This window comes from Faucicola sp. SE7633, from assembly GCF_059264685.1.
This window is the reverse complement of record NZ_JCADBW010000002.1, coordinates 19,089-34,154: the sequence shown is the minus strand read 5'-3', so window position 1 is coordinate 34,154 and position 15,066 is coordinate 19,089. Positions and strand designations below refer to the sequence as shown.

The 15,066-nt window shown below is 51.3% G+C and carries 13 protein-coding genes; 4 read left to right on the top strand and 9 right to left on the bottom strand.

Annotation, left to right across the window (positions count from 1 at the left end; translation table 11 throughout):
• Positions 1-294: 294 nt before the first annotated feature.
• Positions 295-1,185 carry a DegV family protein gene (locus tag AC5L4R_RS01045; protein WP_494478021.1) on the top strand — a complete coding sequence of 297 codons (891 nt, stop codon included), beginning with the start codon at positions 295-297 and terminating at the stop codon, positions 1,183-1,185.
• 19 nt (positions 1,186-1,204) lie between these two features.
• Here AC5L4R_RS01045 and pdxH read toward each other — a convergent pair whose 3' ends face one another.
• The 3 genes from pdxH to guaB all read right to left on the bottom strand — a co-directional run bounded on the left by pdxH (position 1,205) and on the right by guaB (position 4,890).
• The gene (gene pdxH, locus AC5L4R_RS01040; RefSeq protein WP_494473486.1) at positions 1,205-1,885 is read right to left on the bottom strand and encodes a pyridoxamine 5'-phosphate oxidase; all 681 of its coding nucleotides are present in this window, start codon (positions 1,883-1,885) and stop codon (positions 1,205-1,207) included.
• Positions 1,886-2,019: 134 nt separating this feature from the next.
• Complete coding sequence (gene glmM, locus AC5L4R_RS01035; protein ID WP_494473485.1) at positions 2,020-3,375, bottom strand: phosphoglucosamine mutase; 1,356 nt, start codon at positions 3,373-3,375, stop codon at positions 2,020-2,022.
• 48 nt (positions 3,376-3,423) lie between these two features.
• The gene (guaB, locus tag AC5L4R_RS01030) at positions 3,424-4,890 is read right to left on the bottom strand and encodes an IMP dehydrogenase (protein WP_494473484.1); all 1,467 of its coding nucleotides are present in this window, start codon (positions 4,888-4,890) and stop codon (positions 3,424-3,426) included.
• 483 nt (positions 4,891-5,373) lie between these two features.
• On the opposite strand from guaB, the gene AC5L4R_RS01025 reads away from it, so the two are divergent.
• Together AC5L4R_RS01025 and accC are read left to right on the top strand one after the other, a co-directional pair.
• Positions 5,374-5,778 carry an acetyl-CoA carboxylase biotin carboxyl carrier protein gene (locus AC5L4R_RS01025; protein WP_494473483.1) on the top strand — a complete coding sequence of 135 codons (405 nt, stop codon included), beginning with the start codon at positions 5,374-5,376 and terminating at the stop codon, positions 5,776-5,778.
• Between the two features lie 47 nt (positions 5,779-5,825).
• A complete protein-coding gene (accC, locus tag AC5L4R_RS01020; RefSeq protein WP_494473482.1) occupies positions 5,826-7,175 on the top strand; it encodes an acetyl-CoA carboxylase biotin carboxylase subunit in 1,350 nt (449 codons plus the stop codon).
• On the opposite strand, the gene ruvA is transcribed toward accC, so the two are convergent.
• From ruvA to AC5L4R_RS01000, 4 genes are all read right to left on the bottom strand, one after another.
• On the bottom strand, positions 7,172-7,807 hold the full coding sequence (ruvA, locus tag AC5L4R_RS01015) for a Holliday junction branch migration protein RuvA (RefSeq protein WP_494473481.1): 636 nt from the start codon (positions 7,805-7,807) through the stop codon (positions 7,172-7,174). The two genes, accC and ruvA, sit on opposite strands and share 4 nt — an antisense overlap.
• 86 nt (positions 7,808-7,893) lie before the next feature.
• Positions 7,894-8,931 (bottom strand): class II fructose-bisphosphate aldolase, encoded by a 1,038-nt coding sequence (fba, locus tag AC5L4R_RS01010; RefSeq protein WP_494473480.1) that lies wholly within the window; start codon positions 8,929-8,931, stop codon positions 7,894-7,896.
• Between the two features lie 212 nt (positions 8,932-9,143).
• Positions 9,144-9,563: a hypothetical protein gene (locus AC5L4R_RS01005; protein WP_494473479.1), complete on the bottom strand. Its 420-nt coding sequence runs from the start codon at positions 9,561-9,563 to the stop codon at positions 9,144-9,146.
• A 230-nt stretch (positions 9,564-9,793) separates the two neighbouring features.
• Entirely contained in the window at positions 9,794-11,002 is a 1,209-nt protein-coding gene (locus AC5L4R_RS01000) for a phosphoglycerate kinase (RefSeq protein WP_494473478.1), read from the bottom strand.
• Positions 11,003-11,298: 296 nt separating this feature from the next.
• Here AC5L4R_RS01000 and AC5L4R_RS00995 point away from each other — a divergent pair, with 296 nt between their 5' ends.
• Entirely contained in the window at positions 11,299-11,622 is a 324-nt protein-coding gene (locus AC5L4R_RS00995) for a TraR/DksA family transcriptional regulator (protein ID WP_494473477.1), read from the top strand.
• Between the two features lie 84 nt (positions 11,623-11,706).
• On the opposite strand, the gene AC5L4R_RS00990 is transcribed toward AC5L4R_RS00995, so the two are convergent.
• A complete protein-coding gene (locus AC5L4R_RS00990) occupies positions 11,707-12,777 on the bottom strand; it encodes a D-alanyl-D-alanine carboxypeptidase family protein (RefSeq protein WP_494473476.1) in 1,071 nt (356 codons plus the stop codon).
• A 419-nt stretch (positions 12,778-13,196) separates the two neighbouring features.
• Positions 13,197-14,942, bottom strand: a complete 1,746-nt coding sequence (locus AC5L4R_RS00985) for a glutamine--tRNA ligase/YqeY domain fusion protein (RefSeq protein WP_494473475.1) — start codon at positions 14,940-14,942, stop codon at positions 13,197-13,199.
• Positions 14,943-15,066 lie beyond the last annotated feature (124 nt).

Below are 15,066 nucleotides of genomic sequence, written 5' to 3'. Positions count from 1 at the left end.
TAGCCTGTTATCTTAGCAAGTTTATGCAGCGGAATAAATGCTCTTTTGCGCCCCTTGAGACTATTTTTATCACCCGTTGGCATAAAATTGCGCCACTAATGCAAGTTTGTGATAATGGTTGAACACGATACGTGTCGCGCCACCCAACCCGTACTTCAGCCAAGCTTGCGGCAGGATAAATTTTTTGCTATGTTAAGCAGACCTTCACCGCACGTTAGCCAACACAAGGACAGTTGATGGCACGCCACGGTGATGACGCTGACTATTTTCATTAACATTTGGGCAGGGATTGCTATGAAGCCGATTGTGGTTGCCACGTCATCATGTTGTTTGCAGGGTATGGCGTTGCCGTTTGAGCTTGAATTGTTGCGTATGCATGTCAAGGTTGATACGGTTGAATTCATCGATGGCAAAAATATCAACAGTCAGCGGCTGGTTGAGATTATGACCAATCCGCTGCGCCCCCACGCGCTGGCGTCTTCTACCCCTGCCAGCGAGCATGAAATCGCCAATTTGTTTTCCCAGTTGATACAACGCGGCTATACCGATGTGTTTGTCAGCTGTATTTCGTCACAATTTAGCGACAGCTTAGCAATCGTTGAGCGTGTGCGCCCGCGCTTTGCCCAACAGCTGAATATCTGCGTGTATGACACCAAGTCAATCAACGTGGCTGAGGGTGCATTGGTGTATGAAGCAGGTGTCATGCTGAGTCAAGGCAAATCGTTTGATGACATCGTCACACGGCTCAATACGCTGCGCGCCAACAGCGATGTTTATTTCACTGTCAGTCAGCTTGATTATCTGATTCGCAACAAAAAAATCTCCGCGCCCACAGGCTGGCTTGCCAATTTGCTAGACATCAAGCCTGTGATTCACCTTGATGAAACGGGCACGCTGATTGTATCAGACAAAGTGCGCAAAACCGAACGGGCGATTACGCGCATTGCCGAACACTTGGCCAAACGTGCAGGCCTGCGCGCCAGTGCGCTGTTTATCGCGGATACGGCGGTGTCCAAGGATATATCAGTTGCCTTGCAGCGGCTGTTGGCAGAGCGATACGGCTTGACGCAAGTACCGATTGTTGAACTATCACCGATTTCGATTGCCAACCACGGGGTGTTTGCTGTGGGACTTTGCGCATTTTACGGTGATATTCCGCTGTTGTATCGCCATTTGCTGACGTGAGGGCAGCACGTTGGGGCGACTAAGGCAATAAACGCTCACGCGTCCAACCTGCTCCCTGCCAGACATACACCATGCGGTCGTGCATACGGTTGGCACGGCCTTGCCAAAACTCGATATGCTCAGCGATCAGCTGATACCCTCCCCAAAAATCTGGTACAGGCACGGTTTGGTCGCGGTACTGCTCGGCAAGCGCGTCATAGCGCGTTTGCATGGTGGTGCGGCTATCAACCACGCCGCTTTGCGGTGTACTGACCCAAGCTGCCAGCTGGCTATCATGCGGACGCTTGGCAAAGTAGTCGGCGGTTTGCTCACGGCTGACCTTGGCGACTTGCCCACTGATGCGCACTTGCCGCTCTTGCGATGCCCAAAAAAACAACACCTCAGCGCGTGGGTTGGCGGCTAAATCAGCGGCTTTGGCGCTGTCATAGTTGGTATAAAACGTCAGCCCAATTTGACCATCAGCCAATGCAACCAGCTCGCGCATCAACACGGTGCGCACCGATGGTTGATGGTCGCGCCCACAAGTTGCCAATGCCATGGCATAGGCTTCATGCGGCTCGGTGGCCAACGCTTGCTTGAGCCATGTTTGTAGCAGTGGCATGGGCGCATCGGGCAAGGTGATTTCTAGCAGTTCGCCTTGCTCGTACGATTGGCGTTGGTTGGTAAAATCAAACTCGGTGTGGTGTGGTGCGCTTGGCATGGTGAGGGCTCTGCGGTTAGGTATCGTTAAAATTGGGCTAAAGTTGGTTGGTCACTGTATCTATCGAACCAGTTTAGCCCAATCTTGCCAAGACAACAAGCTTCGCGCGGCAGCGTCTAAACCCATTATGCCAGTTATGCCAATGCTTGGCGAATCGCACCTGCCAATTCATTTGCCAGCGTGTGGCACTCGGTTTCGTCGTCGCTTTCGACCATCACCCGAATGACAGGCTCAGTGCCCGACTGGCGAATGAGCAGCCGCCCGCGCCCCATCAAGCTCTGCTCTGCCTCGGCAAAACGCGCGGCAAGCTCATGGTGGGCAAACGGGTCTTGACGTTGATTGAGACGCACATTGACCAACGTTTGCGGCAGTTGGGTGTAGCCTGTCAGTAACTGGCTCAACGATTTGCCCGTTTCGACAACCAGTGCCAACACCTGCAATGCCGCCACGATGGCATCGCCCGTACTGGCTTTATCCAAGGTCAAAATATGCCCTGACGACTCGCCACCCAGTGTCCAACCGCGTTGTTCAAGCGCTTGCATGACATAGCGATCGCCAACCTTGGCGCGCACAAAGTCAATGCCTTGCTGCGTCAGTGCCAGCTGCAAGCCCATGTTGCTCATCAACGTGCCAACCACACCCACCGCCTTGTGTTTGCCTTGGGTGGCCAGCACATACAAAATCGCGTCGCCATCGACTACCTGACCGCGTTCATCCACCATGATGATGCGGTCTCCATCACCATCTAAAGCAATGCCCAAATCCGCACCGTGCGCCAATACGGCTTGTTGTAACGCTTGTGGATGGGTTGAACCCACCTTGGCATTGATGTTAAGCCCATCAGGCTCATCACCCATACCAATGATGCTCGCGCCAAGCTCGCGCAACACACGCGGTGCTACGCTATAGCCTGCACCGTTTGCGGTATCAAGCACGATGGTTAGGGCGGAGAGGTTGAGGTGATACGGAAATGTGCCTTTGCAAAACTCGATATAACGCCCTTTGGCATCCTCAACCCGATAATGCCGCCCCAGCGCCTCAGGGCTGTCAATGCCGATTGCTTGGTTCTCAAGCGACGCTAGCAGCGCATTGATGGCATCTTGTGTCGCGTCAGACAGTTTTTTGCCATCGCGTGAAAAAAACTTCACGCCATTATCATAAAACGGGTTGTGCGACGCAGAAATGACCACGCCAGCATCGGCATGAAAACTGCGCGTCAAGTGTGCAATCGCAGGCGTTGGAATCACGCCTAACATGTGGACATCCACGCCTGCCGCGTTAAATCCTGCTTGCAAACACGCCTCGATGACATAACCTGACAGCCGCGTGTCTTTACCAATCACCACGTTGGGCACTTGCCCATCGCGGCGTGCGTTTTGCTCGGCAAGCAATACCTTGCCTGCCGCATAACCCAATTTAATCAAAAATTGCGGGTGAATTGGCTGCTCGCCAAAACGCCCACGAATACCATCTGTACCAAAATAACTCATCGTCACCACACGAATTTATCTGATGTATTATGTTGAACCCATACGTGATTAATCAATGCGGTAATTTGGCGCTTCTTTGGTGATCTGCACGTCATGCACGTGCGATTCTTTCATCCCTGCTGAGGTGACTTTGATAAACTGGGGTTGTTTGCGCATCGCTTCGATATTCGCGCATCCTGTGTAGCCCATCGACGAGCGCACCCCACCTGCCAGTTGATTGACAATGGCGGTGACAGGGCCTTTATAAGGGACGCGTCCCTCAATGCCCTCGGGCACCAATTTTTCCACACCATCTTTGCTGTCTTGAAAATAACGATCAGACGAGCCGTTTTGTCCGCTCATCGCGCCAAGGCTGCCCATACCGCGATAGGCTTTGTAATACCGCCCTTGGTACAGCTCCACCTCACCGGGCGCTTCTTCAGTACCTGCCAGCAAACTACCAATCATAATCGACGACGCGCCTGCCGCCAAGGCTTTGGCAATATCGCCCGAAAAGCGAATCCCACCGTCAGCAATCAGCGGAATTTCATCTTTAAGCGCGTCTGCCACATTGCTAATTGCCGAAATCTGCGGCACGCCAATGCCTGCAATGATGCGTGTGGTACAAATTGAGCCAGGGCCAATACCCACTTTGACCGCATCTGCGCCTGCATCGCGCAATGCCAATGCCGCATCGGCGGTGGCGATATTACCGCCGATAACTTGCACCTGTGGGTAGTTGCGTTTGACCCATGCCACGCGGTCAATCACGCCTTTTGAATGCCCGTGGGCGGTATCCACCACGATGACATCCACATCGGCAGCAAGCAAAGCCTCCACACGCGCTTCGGTGTCTGCACCTGTACCCACTGCCGCGCCCACACGCAAACGCCCTTGCGCGTCTTTGGCGGCATTTGGGTTATTCTCTGCTTTGGTAAAGTCATTGACAGTGATTAAGCCTTTTAGCTTACCGTCATCATCGACAACAATGACTTTTTCGATACGATGTTCATGCAACAAGCGTTTGATGTTCTCTTGCGACTCGCCTTCTTTGACCGTGACAAGTTTTTCTTTGGGGGTCATCACGCTGCGCACAGGGACATCAAGCTCGGTGACAAACCGCACATCACGGTGGGTCACGATACCGACAACCTGTTTGCCCTCAACCACTGGCACGCCGCTGATGCGGTTTTCACGTGTGATACGCAGCACCTCGCCAACGGTTGTATCGGGCGTGACTGTGATTGGGTCAGCCACCGTGCCTGCTTCAAATTTTTTGACATGGCGCACCTGCCGCGCTTGGCGGCTGATGTCCATATTTTTGTGAATGATACCAATGCCGCCCAATTGCGCCATCGAAATCGCCATTTTGGCTTCGGTCACCGTGTCCATTGCCGCTGACACCAACGGCAAATTTAAGGTGATATCACGCGTCAAGCGCGTTTTTAAATCGACCATTTTGGGCAAGACTTCAGAGTATGCAGGCAATAGCAGCACATCATCAAACGTCAAGGCTTCATCTACGATTCGGAGCATGGGATTACCTCGTTTGCCATCGGCGTGCAGCGTGTGCCATCCTACCCTTATCAACCACCCAACAGCGATTTTTAACCAGCCAAAAACCGCAAAAGGCTGAACAGTTGCCTGCCCAGCCCTAGCATTTAGAAGGTATTATGGTCAATCACGCGGTCATCCGCCTGTATTTGATATAAATTTGACCGCGTATTGTAGCAGATTTTTGCCCGTTTTACCAAAACTTTTTATGCCAAAACGCCACGCAATGTGTCATTTGGCAAAACAATGTCGCGGCTATCCCACACTAACAGTAAGGTTTTTTTAAGCCTGCCTAAGGAGCCAAATGCTGAAATTCAGTCTATGGCATGGGCATAATGCTACCGTTTTTTGAAAAACCTTGTTACAATACCAAGCAACACGCGGCGTGGTGCTTGGTAAACTACGCCCTTCACCGCACCCAATAACGCACAAAAATCGGTAAACGGAATCAGACAAGGCTATTACATGGACATCGCATTTATCAAACAGCTGATTGATTTGATGGAGCAGCGTGCGCTTGCCCAGTTAGAATTGCAAGATGGCGACAAAAAAGTGGCTATTTTGCGCCATTTGCCGCAAGCAGGTGCTAGCACGATGTCCGCACCGATACCCACCGTAACACCAACGCCTGCAGGCGCGGTTGAGCCATCGCCGATGGTTGGCGTGTTTTATGTTGCGCCAAGCCCGAATGACGCACCATTTGTGCAAGTGGGGCAACGTGTGCAAGCAGGCGACACGCTGGGCATCATTGAGGCAATGAAAATCATGAATCCGCTTGAGGCAACCCAAAGTGGAATTATTGCCGAAATTTTGGTACAAAATGGTGATGTGGTGCAGTTTGGGCAACCGATTGTGCGCTATCAAGCCTAGGGCTTGCCAGCATGGTGCTGGTCATAAAACGATTGATGTAGATTATTATGATAAAAAAATTGCTCATCGCCAACCGCGGAGAAATCGCGCTACGTATCGTGCGCGCGTGCAAGCAGCTGGGTATCCAAACCGTTGGCGTGTATTCAACGGCCGATAGCAATTTGATGCACTTGCGCTTTGTTGATGAAGCGATTTGTATTGGCGAGCCCAGCCCTGTCCACAGTTATTTGAATGTTGAGCGGATTTTGACCGCCGCCGATGTCTCAGGCGCGGATGCTATTCATCCGGGGTATGGTTTTTTGTCCGAAAATGCCGAATTTGCCGAGCGTATCGAAGAGGCAGGCTTGACGTTTGTTGGGCCTGCCGCTGAGCATATTCGCTTGATGGGCGACAAAATTTCTGCCATCAACGCGATGAAAAAAGCAGGCGTACCAACCGTGCCAGGTTCAGCAGGAGGCGTGACCTTGGCAAACGCTGAGGCGCAAGCGCGCGCGATTGGTTTTCCGCTGCTTATCAAAGCGGCGGCAGGGGGCGGTGGACGCGGCATGCGCGTCGTCGAGCGCGTCGAGCACCTGCTCCCCCAGCTGCAAGCCGCCAAGCAAGAGGCCGAGCTGTGGTTTGGTGATGACAGCGTGTATATGGAGCGCTATCTCAAAAATCCGCGCCATGTCGAGGTGCAAGTATTGGGCGATGGCCAAGGCAACGCCATTCATCTGTATGACCGCGATTGCTCTTTGCAGCGCCGTCACCAAAAGGTACTTGAAGAAGCGCCTGCGCCCGATATTCCTGACGATATCAAAGCACCGATTCTGGTCGCGTGTGTGCGCGCCTGTGAGCAAATGGGCTATCGGGGTGCAGGGACGTTTGAGTTTTTGTACGAAGATGGCGAATTTTTCTTTATTGAAATGAACACCCGTGTGCAGGTTGAGCACCCTGTCACTGAGCAGGTAACGGGCATCGACATCGTGGTCGAGCAGCTCAAAATCGCCTCGGGCTATGGACTGTCCTACCACCAAGATGAGATTGGCGTCCGTGGGCACGCGATAGAATGCCGCATCAATGCTGAAGACCCGCGCACGTTTTTGCCCTCTCCAGGCACGGTGCAGCATTTTTTCGCGCCCAATGGCTGCGGTGTGCGCTTTGACTCGCACCTCTATCCTAGCTACACCATTCCAACCTTTTATGATTCCTTGATTGGCAAGCTGATTTGCCACGGGCAAACGCGCAAGCAGGCACTTGCCAAGCTGCGTCAAGCACTCGATGAGCTCATTATCACGGGTGTCACAACCAATGTCGCGTTGCACCGTGATGTGATTTTATCAGACACCGCCTTTTGTGAGCAGGCGCAAAATATTCACTATTTAGAAAACGTTCTGCTCAAAGCGCACTCAGCTTAAACCGCCAAGGCGCGCAAGGCAAGTTTTAGCAAATGCTGGGTGGTCAAATCATCCGCGCTGATATGGCTGTGCTCACGGGCGACTTTAATCGCTGCTTGCGCCTCTTTGTCACGATAGCCCAGTGACACCAACGCCGCCTCAACCTCAGCAATCACCACCGCTTCGCTCACACCCTGCACAGGCAAGGCCGCACTCACGGGTAGCTCTGTCATCACCGCGCCTGTGCCGATATGCGCAAGTTTGTCAGTGAGCTCAACAATCAGCCGTTGGGCGGTTTTTTTGCCCACGCCAGGGATTTTGGTCAGCGCGTGTTCGTCTTGGTTTTGGATATGGCGGTGTAGCTCAGCCAAGCTCAAGGTGGACATCATCGCCAGTGCCATTTTTGCGCCCACGCCATTGACCTTGAGCAACACGCGGAACAAATCCCGCTCAGCTTGGCTTAAAAACCCATACAATAGCTGCGCGTCTTCACGCACCACCAAATGCGTCCACAGCGTCACCGTTTGATTAAGCTGCAATTGACAAAACGCATTGAGCGCCAACTCAACTTCATAGCCCACGCCATTGGCGGTCAAAATCACCGCCATGGGCGCAAGCAGGTCATACACCTGCCCTTGTAATATTGCAATCATGCTGTTACTGTCTGTTTGTATAACGCAATATGAAAGGCTAAGCCTGTCTGGGACAAACTTAGCCTTTGGTTAAATTTTTCTAACACTTATTTGTAGTAATCAACCATTTTTTCTAGGCTGATTGGGCGGATTTTATCGGCATGACCTGCTGTGCCAAATGCGGTATAACGCGCCACACAGATATCTTTCATCGCATTGATGGTTTCTTTTAGGTATTTGCGCGGATCAAACTCGGCAGGATTTTGTGCCAAATAACGGCGAATAGCACCCGTTGAAGCAAGGCGCAAATCCGTGTCGATATTGACCTTACGCACCCCATGCTTGATGGCTTCTACGATTTGCTCAACAGGAACGCCATAGGTCTCACCGATGTTGCCACCGTATTCGTTGATGACTTGAAGCCACTCTTGCGGTACGCTTGATGAGCCGTGCATGACCAAATGGGTATTGGGGATACGCGCGTGGATTTCTTTGATACGCGCAATGGACAAAATATCATCGGTTGGCGGACGAGTGAACTTGTACGCGCCGTGGCTTGTGCCCACCGCGATGGCTAACGCGTCCACGTGGGTGTCATTGACAAACTGCTCAGCTTCATCCGCGCTGGTCAAAAGCTGTGAATGATCAAGCTGTCCTTCAGCACCCACGCCGTCTTCTTCACCTGCCATGCCCGTCTCAAGGCTGCCCAATACGCCAATTTCACCTTCAACCGATACGCCACACGCGTGCGCCATTTTGACCACTTCACGCGTGACGGCAACGTTATAGTCATAATCCGCAGGCGTTTTGCCGTCTTCTTTGAGCGAGCCATCCATCATCACCGATGAAAAACCCAGCTGAATTGAACGCTGGCACACGGCAGGACTGGTGCCGTGGTCTTGGTGCATGACCACCGGGATATGCGGCCACTCTTCAATCGCTGACAAAATCAAATGGCGCAAAAACGGCGCGCCTGCGTATTTGCGCGCGCCTGCACTGGCTTGTACAATCACGGGTGAATTGGTTTCATCGGCTGCCATCATAATGGCGCGCATTTGTTCTAGGTTATTGACGTTAAACGCAGGCACACCGTAGTTGTGTTCAGCGGCATGGTCAAGTAGCTGGCGCAAGGAGATTAAAGCCATATAAAATTCTCTTTAACGATTTTAAGGTTGCGTGTTATTTGTCTTAAATTAGCGTGACTGTCAGTATAGCAAAATCTGCCAGCAAAAACCATGCCAAACCTGTGACAGACCATGCATGGGTGGCAAAACTTGACACAACTGGTTAGATAAAAACCCAAACCCACACAGGCTTGGGCGTTTAGCCGTCACTAGGCGCTGACCAAAACGCCTGATTAGTAGTTTTGTTTTTCTGGTACTAAGTTTGGATTTTGGTTGGGATCAGTGACCCCACTGTGCGCGGCAGCGGCTTTATCCGCCACATTTTCAGCACCTTGCGCGACATTTTGCGCGCCTGTTGCAACAGCGTCGGCGGTTGCTGCTGTGGCGGCAGTTGAGACACTGGCGATTGCCTCGCCAGCATTCATCGCTGCGCCGGTTGCCACCATCGCACCTGTTTGTGCGGCCTCTGCCACGTTTTGCCCTGCTTGTTCTACCATCGCAGCCGACTCGGCGGTGTTTTGTTTGATGTCTTGACCTGCCGAATCCGCCGCCATCTGTGGGTTACCATTCGCCGCGGCTTGCTCGGTGCGCTCGCTGCACGCACTGCTCGCCAATACCGCTGCACACATGACACCCATCAAAACTTTTTTCATGGCAAATATCCTTTATTCACGCCGCGCTTTTCTTGATACCCGAAAAGCGCAAAACTTGTCTTGTGTCGTATTGCAAGGTTTTAACCTTAAAAGTGAACGCTAGTCTAAATTAAGCCATGCACTTAAACAATATTAAAACCGACTAAACTACATTTTATTACCAATCGGCTATTTAGCTTAGCAAAGCTGCGGTAGCGTGTAACATTGACAAAGGCAAGGCGTGTGGTGGATTAGCCCTGCGCTGCCCCTTGATAACGCTGGCTCAAGGCGTGCACGGCTGGCAAGGTTTTGCCTTCAACAAATTCTAAAAACGCGCCGCCACCTGTTGAGGTGTAGCTAATGCCGTCAGCAACGTTGAATTTGTCAATCGCGGCCAGTGTATCACCACCACCTGCGATGCTAAAGCCTGTGCTATCTGCCACGGCTTGCGCGATAATCTGCGTGCCTTGGGCAAATTTGTCGTCCTCAAAGACACCCACAGGACCATTCCACAAAATGGTTTTGGCAGTGTGAATGGCTTGTGCCATCTGCGCTGCGCTGTCGGCAGAAATGTCTAAAATCATGTCATCTGCGCCAATATCAGCAACGGACTTGGTGACCGCTTGCGCTTGTGCCAATGAGCCAACAAAGTCATCAAAATTAATCGCCGATTTGTCAGCCACCACCACCGTTTTTGGCAACAGTACATCGGTTTTTTGCATGATGGCGCGCGCGGTGTCCACCATATCCGCTTCATACAATGACGCGCCAACGTCCACGCCTTGCGCTGCCAAAAATGTGTTGGCAATACCACCACCGACGATGATTTGGTCGCAGATATCAGCCAACGAGGTCAAAACATCCAATTTGGTTGAAACCTTTGAGCCGCCAACAATCGCCAGCATGGGTTTGGCAGGGTTGTGCAAGGCCTTGCCCAACGCATCAAGCTCGGCTGCCAACAACGGCCCTGCGCACGCGGCGTTGGCTTGGTGAATCACGCCTTCGGTTGAGCTTTCGGCGCGGTGTGCGGTGCCAAACGCATCCATGACAAACACATCACACAAGTTAGCGTATTGCTTGGCAAGATCGGCATCGTTTTTCTTTTCGCCTGCATTAAAACGCACGTTTTCAAGCAGTACCACATCGCCTGCCTGTACGTCCACACCGTTTTGCAAATAATCGCTGACCAAACGCACCTGTTGCCCCAAGGCTTGGGTGAGGTAATCGGCAACAGGCTGCAAGGAGTATTTGGCATCAATGTTGGCAGGGTCGGGTCGCCCAAGGTGTGAGCAGACAATCACCGCCGCGCCTTGCTGTAGGGCTTGGCGGATGGTTGGCAAACTGGCTTGAATACGCGCGTCATTGGTGACCTTGCCGTCTTTGACAGGCACGTTTAGATCTTGGCGAATTAAGACCGTTTTACCAGCTAAATCAAAATCTTGTAAGCGATTAAATTGCATAGCACACCTTAGCAAAAGCAGGTTATTAAAAACCACGTAAAAAGTTTATAAATTCTAAAAAATTGCAATCCATATAGAGGCGCAGATAACCTGCCGATAGCAGATTGACACCTGCGCAAATCGTACCCAGTTTAGCAGATTTAGGCGCAGATTTGCCAGTCAAAAAGCCCAGATGCGTGGCATTGCTTGGTTGGGCTTGCTATTACGCCCATTTTGGCAAATAATAGCCATCAATGCTGACCTATTATTTGGTCAATTTTTTAGGTATTTTTTTAGTTAAACTTAAGGAAATAGCCATGGATCATCAAGCCGCCGCTGAACGTCTCCACGCGCTCAAAGACGAATATGAAACCCGTATCGACAAAATCGAGCACGATATCCGCCACCCTGCCGATGACATGATACAAGATTGGGAAGACCAAGCCGTCGTTGCTGAGCAAAACGACATGCGTAAAAACTTGCTGGTTGAGGCACAGGATAATTTGGAGCTGGTCAATCAAGCCTTGCGCCGTTTGGATAATGGCCAATACGGTGTGTGCGTGGTGTGTGGATCGGATATCGAGGATGGTCGCTTACAAGCTGTGCCATTTGCCACCACCTGCATGCAGCACGCGCAGTAGTTTTTGCTGGATAGATTTTGATAGTGAGTAAAAAAAGCAAGGTATTGGGGGTAATACCTTGCTGATTATTTTATTAAATGGCTATCATGTGTATTTACGCATACTTAAATTTGCGATGATGTTTTCGGCATCATTCCAACGCATTTTAGAATCTGTCGCGCCAAGCAAGACCACAATCGTTGGGCGACTGCCAACGTTGGTTTCAAATACCACGCAGTTGCCTGCTTCGCGAATATAGCCCGTTTTTGACAAGCCTAGACTGTACAAACCATCGCGCACCATGTAATTGGTACTGCGTGCTGAGATGCTGCGAAAGCCTGAGCTTAGATTATTGACGTAAAAATCACGGTTGGGGGTGGTGCTAAAGCTGCGCACAAGATTATGCTGATACGCATAGCGCACCAACTGCGCCAAATCACGCGGTGAGGCGACATTGCGTGAATCAAGCCCCGATGGGTCATAAAATTCCGTTTGGGTCATGCCAAGTTCACGCGCTTTGGCATTCATACGCGCGATAAATGCGTCATAGCCCATGGGGTCGGTACGCGCTAAGGCTTTGGCAGCAGGGTTTTCGGACTTCATCAGCATCATCAGCAGCATTTCGGCGCGGTTAAGCTGGTCGCCAACTTTTAGGCGGTCACTGCCCGATTTTTTTGGGGTTTTAAAATCCAGTGAATCCACGGTCAGCATTTCATTCATATCCGCGCCCGACTCTGCCACCAAAATTGCGGTCATAAGCTTGCTAATAGACGCAATGGGGCGCGCAATGTCAGCGTTTTTTTCGTACAAAATCTGGCCACTTAGGGCATCCATGACCAACGCACCTTTGGACGCGGCGTAGTAGTTGCCCGTTGCGCGTGTGCTGCCAGCTTGCCAGCTTGGGCTAAAATTGTCCTCTTCACTCCAGCCGCTGTAACTACTGCTTGGCGCACTGTAGCTGTTGTTGTAGCCGCTGTTATAGGTGGTATTGTAGGCTGGCTGGCTGTACATGATAGCGCGGGCTTTATTCAAGCTATTTTCGCCGCCCCATGTCACGCGTCCTTGCCCAGTTGAGCTTGTTTGTCCACCTGAATGAATCACCAAATCTGCCTGCGCTGAGATTGACAACGCTGCCAACAACGCGCCTGCCATCAGTCGATTCAAGATTGTTTTCATAGCTGCTACCACGTTTTTTGATGTTTCAATCTATGTCTGCAAGGTTAATTGCAAACGCATGAGATTCCCCTAAATACTAACACCATTCTCCAGCAAAGCGGATCGCCATCTTTAAGGAAATTTGATGAATTTATGCCCCACGTTGATGCCTTAGATGGGCGGTGGGTTTGCCAACGCGACATTTTTGCGTTTTATTTGACAAATTTGTCACAACACCACGATATTTTACCCATCGTTTATAAACTGAGCAAAATTTACCAAAGCCAACGTTTTGTTACCAATTTTAACACAACAAATTTTAGCACAATGCCACGCATTAAAATGGGCAAACAGACCGTTTTTGCCCAAGTTCTACAAAAAAATGACCAATTGATACAATTGTTTAAGATATCTTTTATCCCAAATACGCTGGCAACAGGTTATTTATAGCCATCCCTTAGCGTGACGATGCGGTTGAACACGGGGTGTTCGGTGCTGTGGTCATGGCTGTCGGCGACAAAATAGCCTTCGCGCTCAAATTGCCAGCGCGTACCTGCCGCGCTATTTGCCAGCGCAGGCTCAACCAACGCATGCACCACGCGCAAGGATTCGGGGTTGATTTGTTGCGCCAGATTGTCGATATCGATTTTGGCAGGGTCTTCTTGGGTGAATAGTTGGTCATACAAGCGTACCTCGGCAGGCACGCCATGCGTCGCCGATACCCAATGAATCACGCCTTTGACCTTACGCCCTTCAGGGTTATTGCCCAGTGTTTTGGGGTCGATGGTCGCCAACAGCTCGACAACGTTGCCTGCGTCATCGGTGCGATGTTCATCAATGTGAAGGATGTAGCTGTTGCGCAGGCGGATTTCGCGGTTATCAGGCGATAGACGTTTGTAGCCTTCAGGTGGGGTGACTTCATAGTCCGCGCGGTCGATGACAATTTGACGGGTAAATGGAATGTCGCGGTTGCCCAAGGCGGCATTGACATCGGCATTTGGGTGCTTGGGCTGGGTCAGCCACAACACATCACCAGCAAGGCGCGCCTGTACGCTGGGTTTTTTTAGCGTCATGACATCGGCAACGGCTTCATCAAAGTTGGTGATGGTCACTTTGAGCGGATTTAGTACAGCCATGGCGCGCGCGGCGGTATCCTCAAGCGATTGGCGTTGGCTAAACTCCAGCAGCCCAAAATCCACCACGCCATCGGCTTTGCTGACCCCCACGCGGTCACAAAAATCGCGCAAGCCTTCAGGCGTATAGCCACGGCGACGCATACCTGCCACGGTTGGCATACGTGGGTCATCCCAACCGCTGACCAAGCCATCTGCCACCAAACGCTTGAGCTTGCGTTTACTGGTTAGCACGTGGCTGACGTTGAGACGCGCAAATTCATATTGGTGCGGTGGTTTGGCAAAACCGATTTTATCAACCACCCAATCATAAAACGGGCGATGGTCTTCAAATTCCAGCGTACACACCGAATGGGTCACGCCTTCAATCGCATCTGATAGCGGATGGGCGTAATCATACATCGGATAAATACACCACGCAGCGCCTGTTTGGTGGTGTTCGCGGTGCAGCACGCGGTATAAGACAGGATCACGCAGGTTCATATTTGGGCTTGCCATGTCGATTTTGGCCCGTAACACCGCCGCACCGTTGGCAAACTTACCTGCTTTCATGGCCTCAAAACGCGCCAAGTTCTCCTCAATGCTGGCATTGCGATAGGGCGAATCCACACCTGCTTGCCCAAAACTGCCACGATTGATGCGAATTTGCTCAGGCGTTTGTAAGTCCACATACGCATCGCCTTGTTCAATCAGCTGCACCGCCCAGCGGTATAACTGCTCAAAATAGCTTGAGGCGTAACGCGGCGCACCTGCCCAACGAAAGCCCAACCACTCGACATCTTGTTTGATGTTATCCACAAATTCTTGCTCTTCGGCCTCAGGGTTGGTGTCATCAAAGCGCAAGTGGCACACGCCTGCAAACTCATCGGCCAAGCCAAAATTGAGGCAAATTGACTTGACATGCCCCAAATGCAAATAGCCATTGGGCTCTGGTGGAAAGCGCGTGACGATTTCGTCATAGCGTCCCTGCGCCACGTCCTCGCGCACAATGGCACGGATAAAATCATTTTTTTCGGGCAAATCAGCAGGCGCGCTTGGTGACGATTTTGACATAGCAACAATCCAAAACTAATACGGTGGTAGGAGGATAAAAAATTGTGTGAAAATTGCCTTATTTTAACAGCTTTTGGCAAGGTTTAGCAAAGGTTGGCAGCATAGCCATTGTTTGACGGCTGTT

Excerpts from the sequence above, each read along its gene's own strand:
- AC5L4R_RS01045 (WP_494478021.1), top strand. The coding sequence starts at position 295 with ATGAAGCCGATTGTGGTTGCCACGTCATCATGTTGTTTGCAGGGTATG.
- pdxH (WP_494473486.1), bottom strand. The coding sequence starts at position 1,885 with ATGCCAAGCGCACCACACCACACCGAGTTTGATTTTACCAACCAACGC.
- glmM (WP_494473485.1), bottom strand. The coding sequence starts at position 3,375 with ATGAGTTATTTTGGTACAGATGGTATTCGTGGGCGTTTTGGCGAGCAG.
- guaB (WP_494473484.1), bottom strand. The coding sequence starts at position 4,890 with ATGCTCCGAATCGTAGATGAAGCCTTGACGTTTGATGATGTGCTGCTA.
- AC5L4R_RS01025 (WP_494473483.1), top strand. The coding sequence starts at position 5,374 with ATGGACATCGCATTTATCAAACAGCTGATTGATTTGATGGAGCAGCGT.
- accC (WP_494473482.1), top strand. The coding sequence starts at position 5,826 with ATGATAAAAAAATTGCTCATCGCCAACCGCGGAGAAATCGCGCTACGT.
- ruvA (WP_494473481.1), bottom strand. The coding sequence starts at position 7,807 with ATGATTGCAATATTACAAGGGCAGGTGTATGACCTGCTTGCGCCCATG.
- fba (WP_494473480.1), bottom strand. The coding sequence starts at position 8,931 with ATGGCTTTAATCTCCTTGCGCCAGCTACTTGACCATGCCGCTGAACAC.
- AC5L4R_RS01005 (WP_494473479.1), bottom strand. The coding sequence starts at position 9,563 with ATGAAAAAAGTTTTGATGGGTGTCATGTGTGCAGCGGTATTGGCGAGC.
- AC5L4R_RS01000 (WP_494473478.1), bottom strand. The coding sequence starts at position 11,002 with ATGCAATTTAATCGCTTACAAGATTTTGATTTAGCTGGTAAAACGGTC.
- AC5L4R_RS00995 (WP_494473477.1), top strand. The coding sequence starts at position 11,299 with ATGGATCATCAAGCCGCCGCTGAACGTCTCCACGCGCTCAAAGACGAA.
- AC5L4R_RS00990 (WP_494473476.1), bottom strand. The coding sequence starts at position 12,777 with ATGAAAACAATCTTGAATCGACTGATGGCAGGCGCGTTGTTGGCAGCG.
- AC5L4R_RS00985 (WP_494473475.1), bottom strand. The coding sequence starts at position 14,942 with ATGTCAAAATCGTCACCAAGCGCGCCTGCTGATTTGCCCGAAAAAAAT.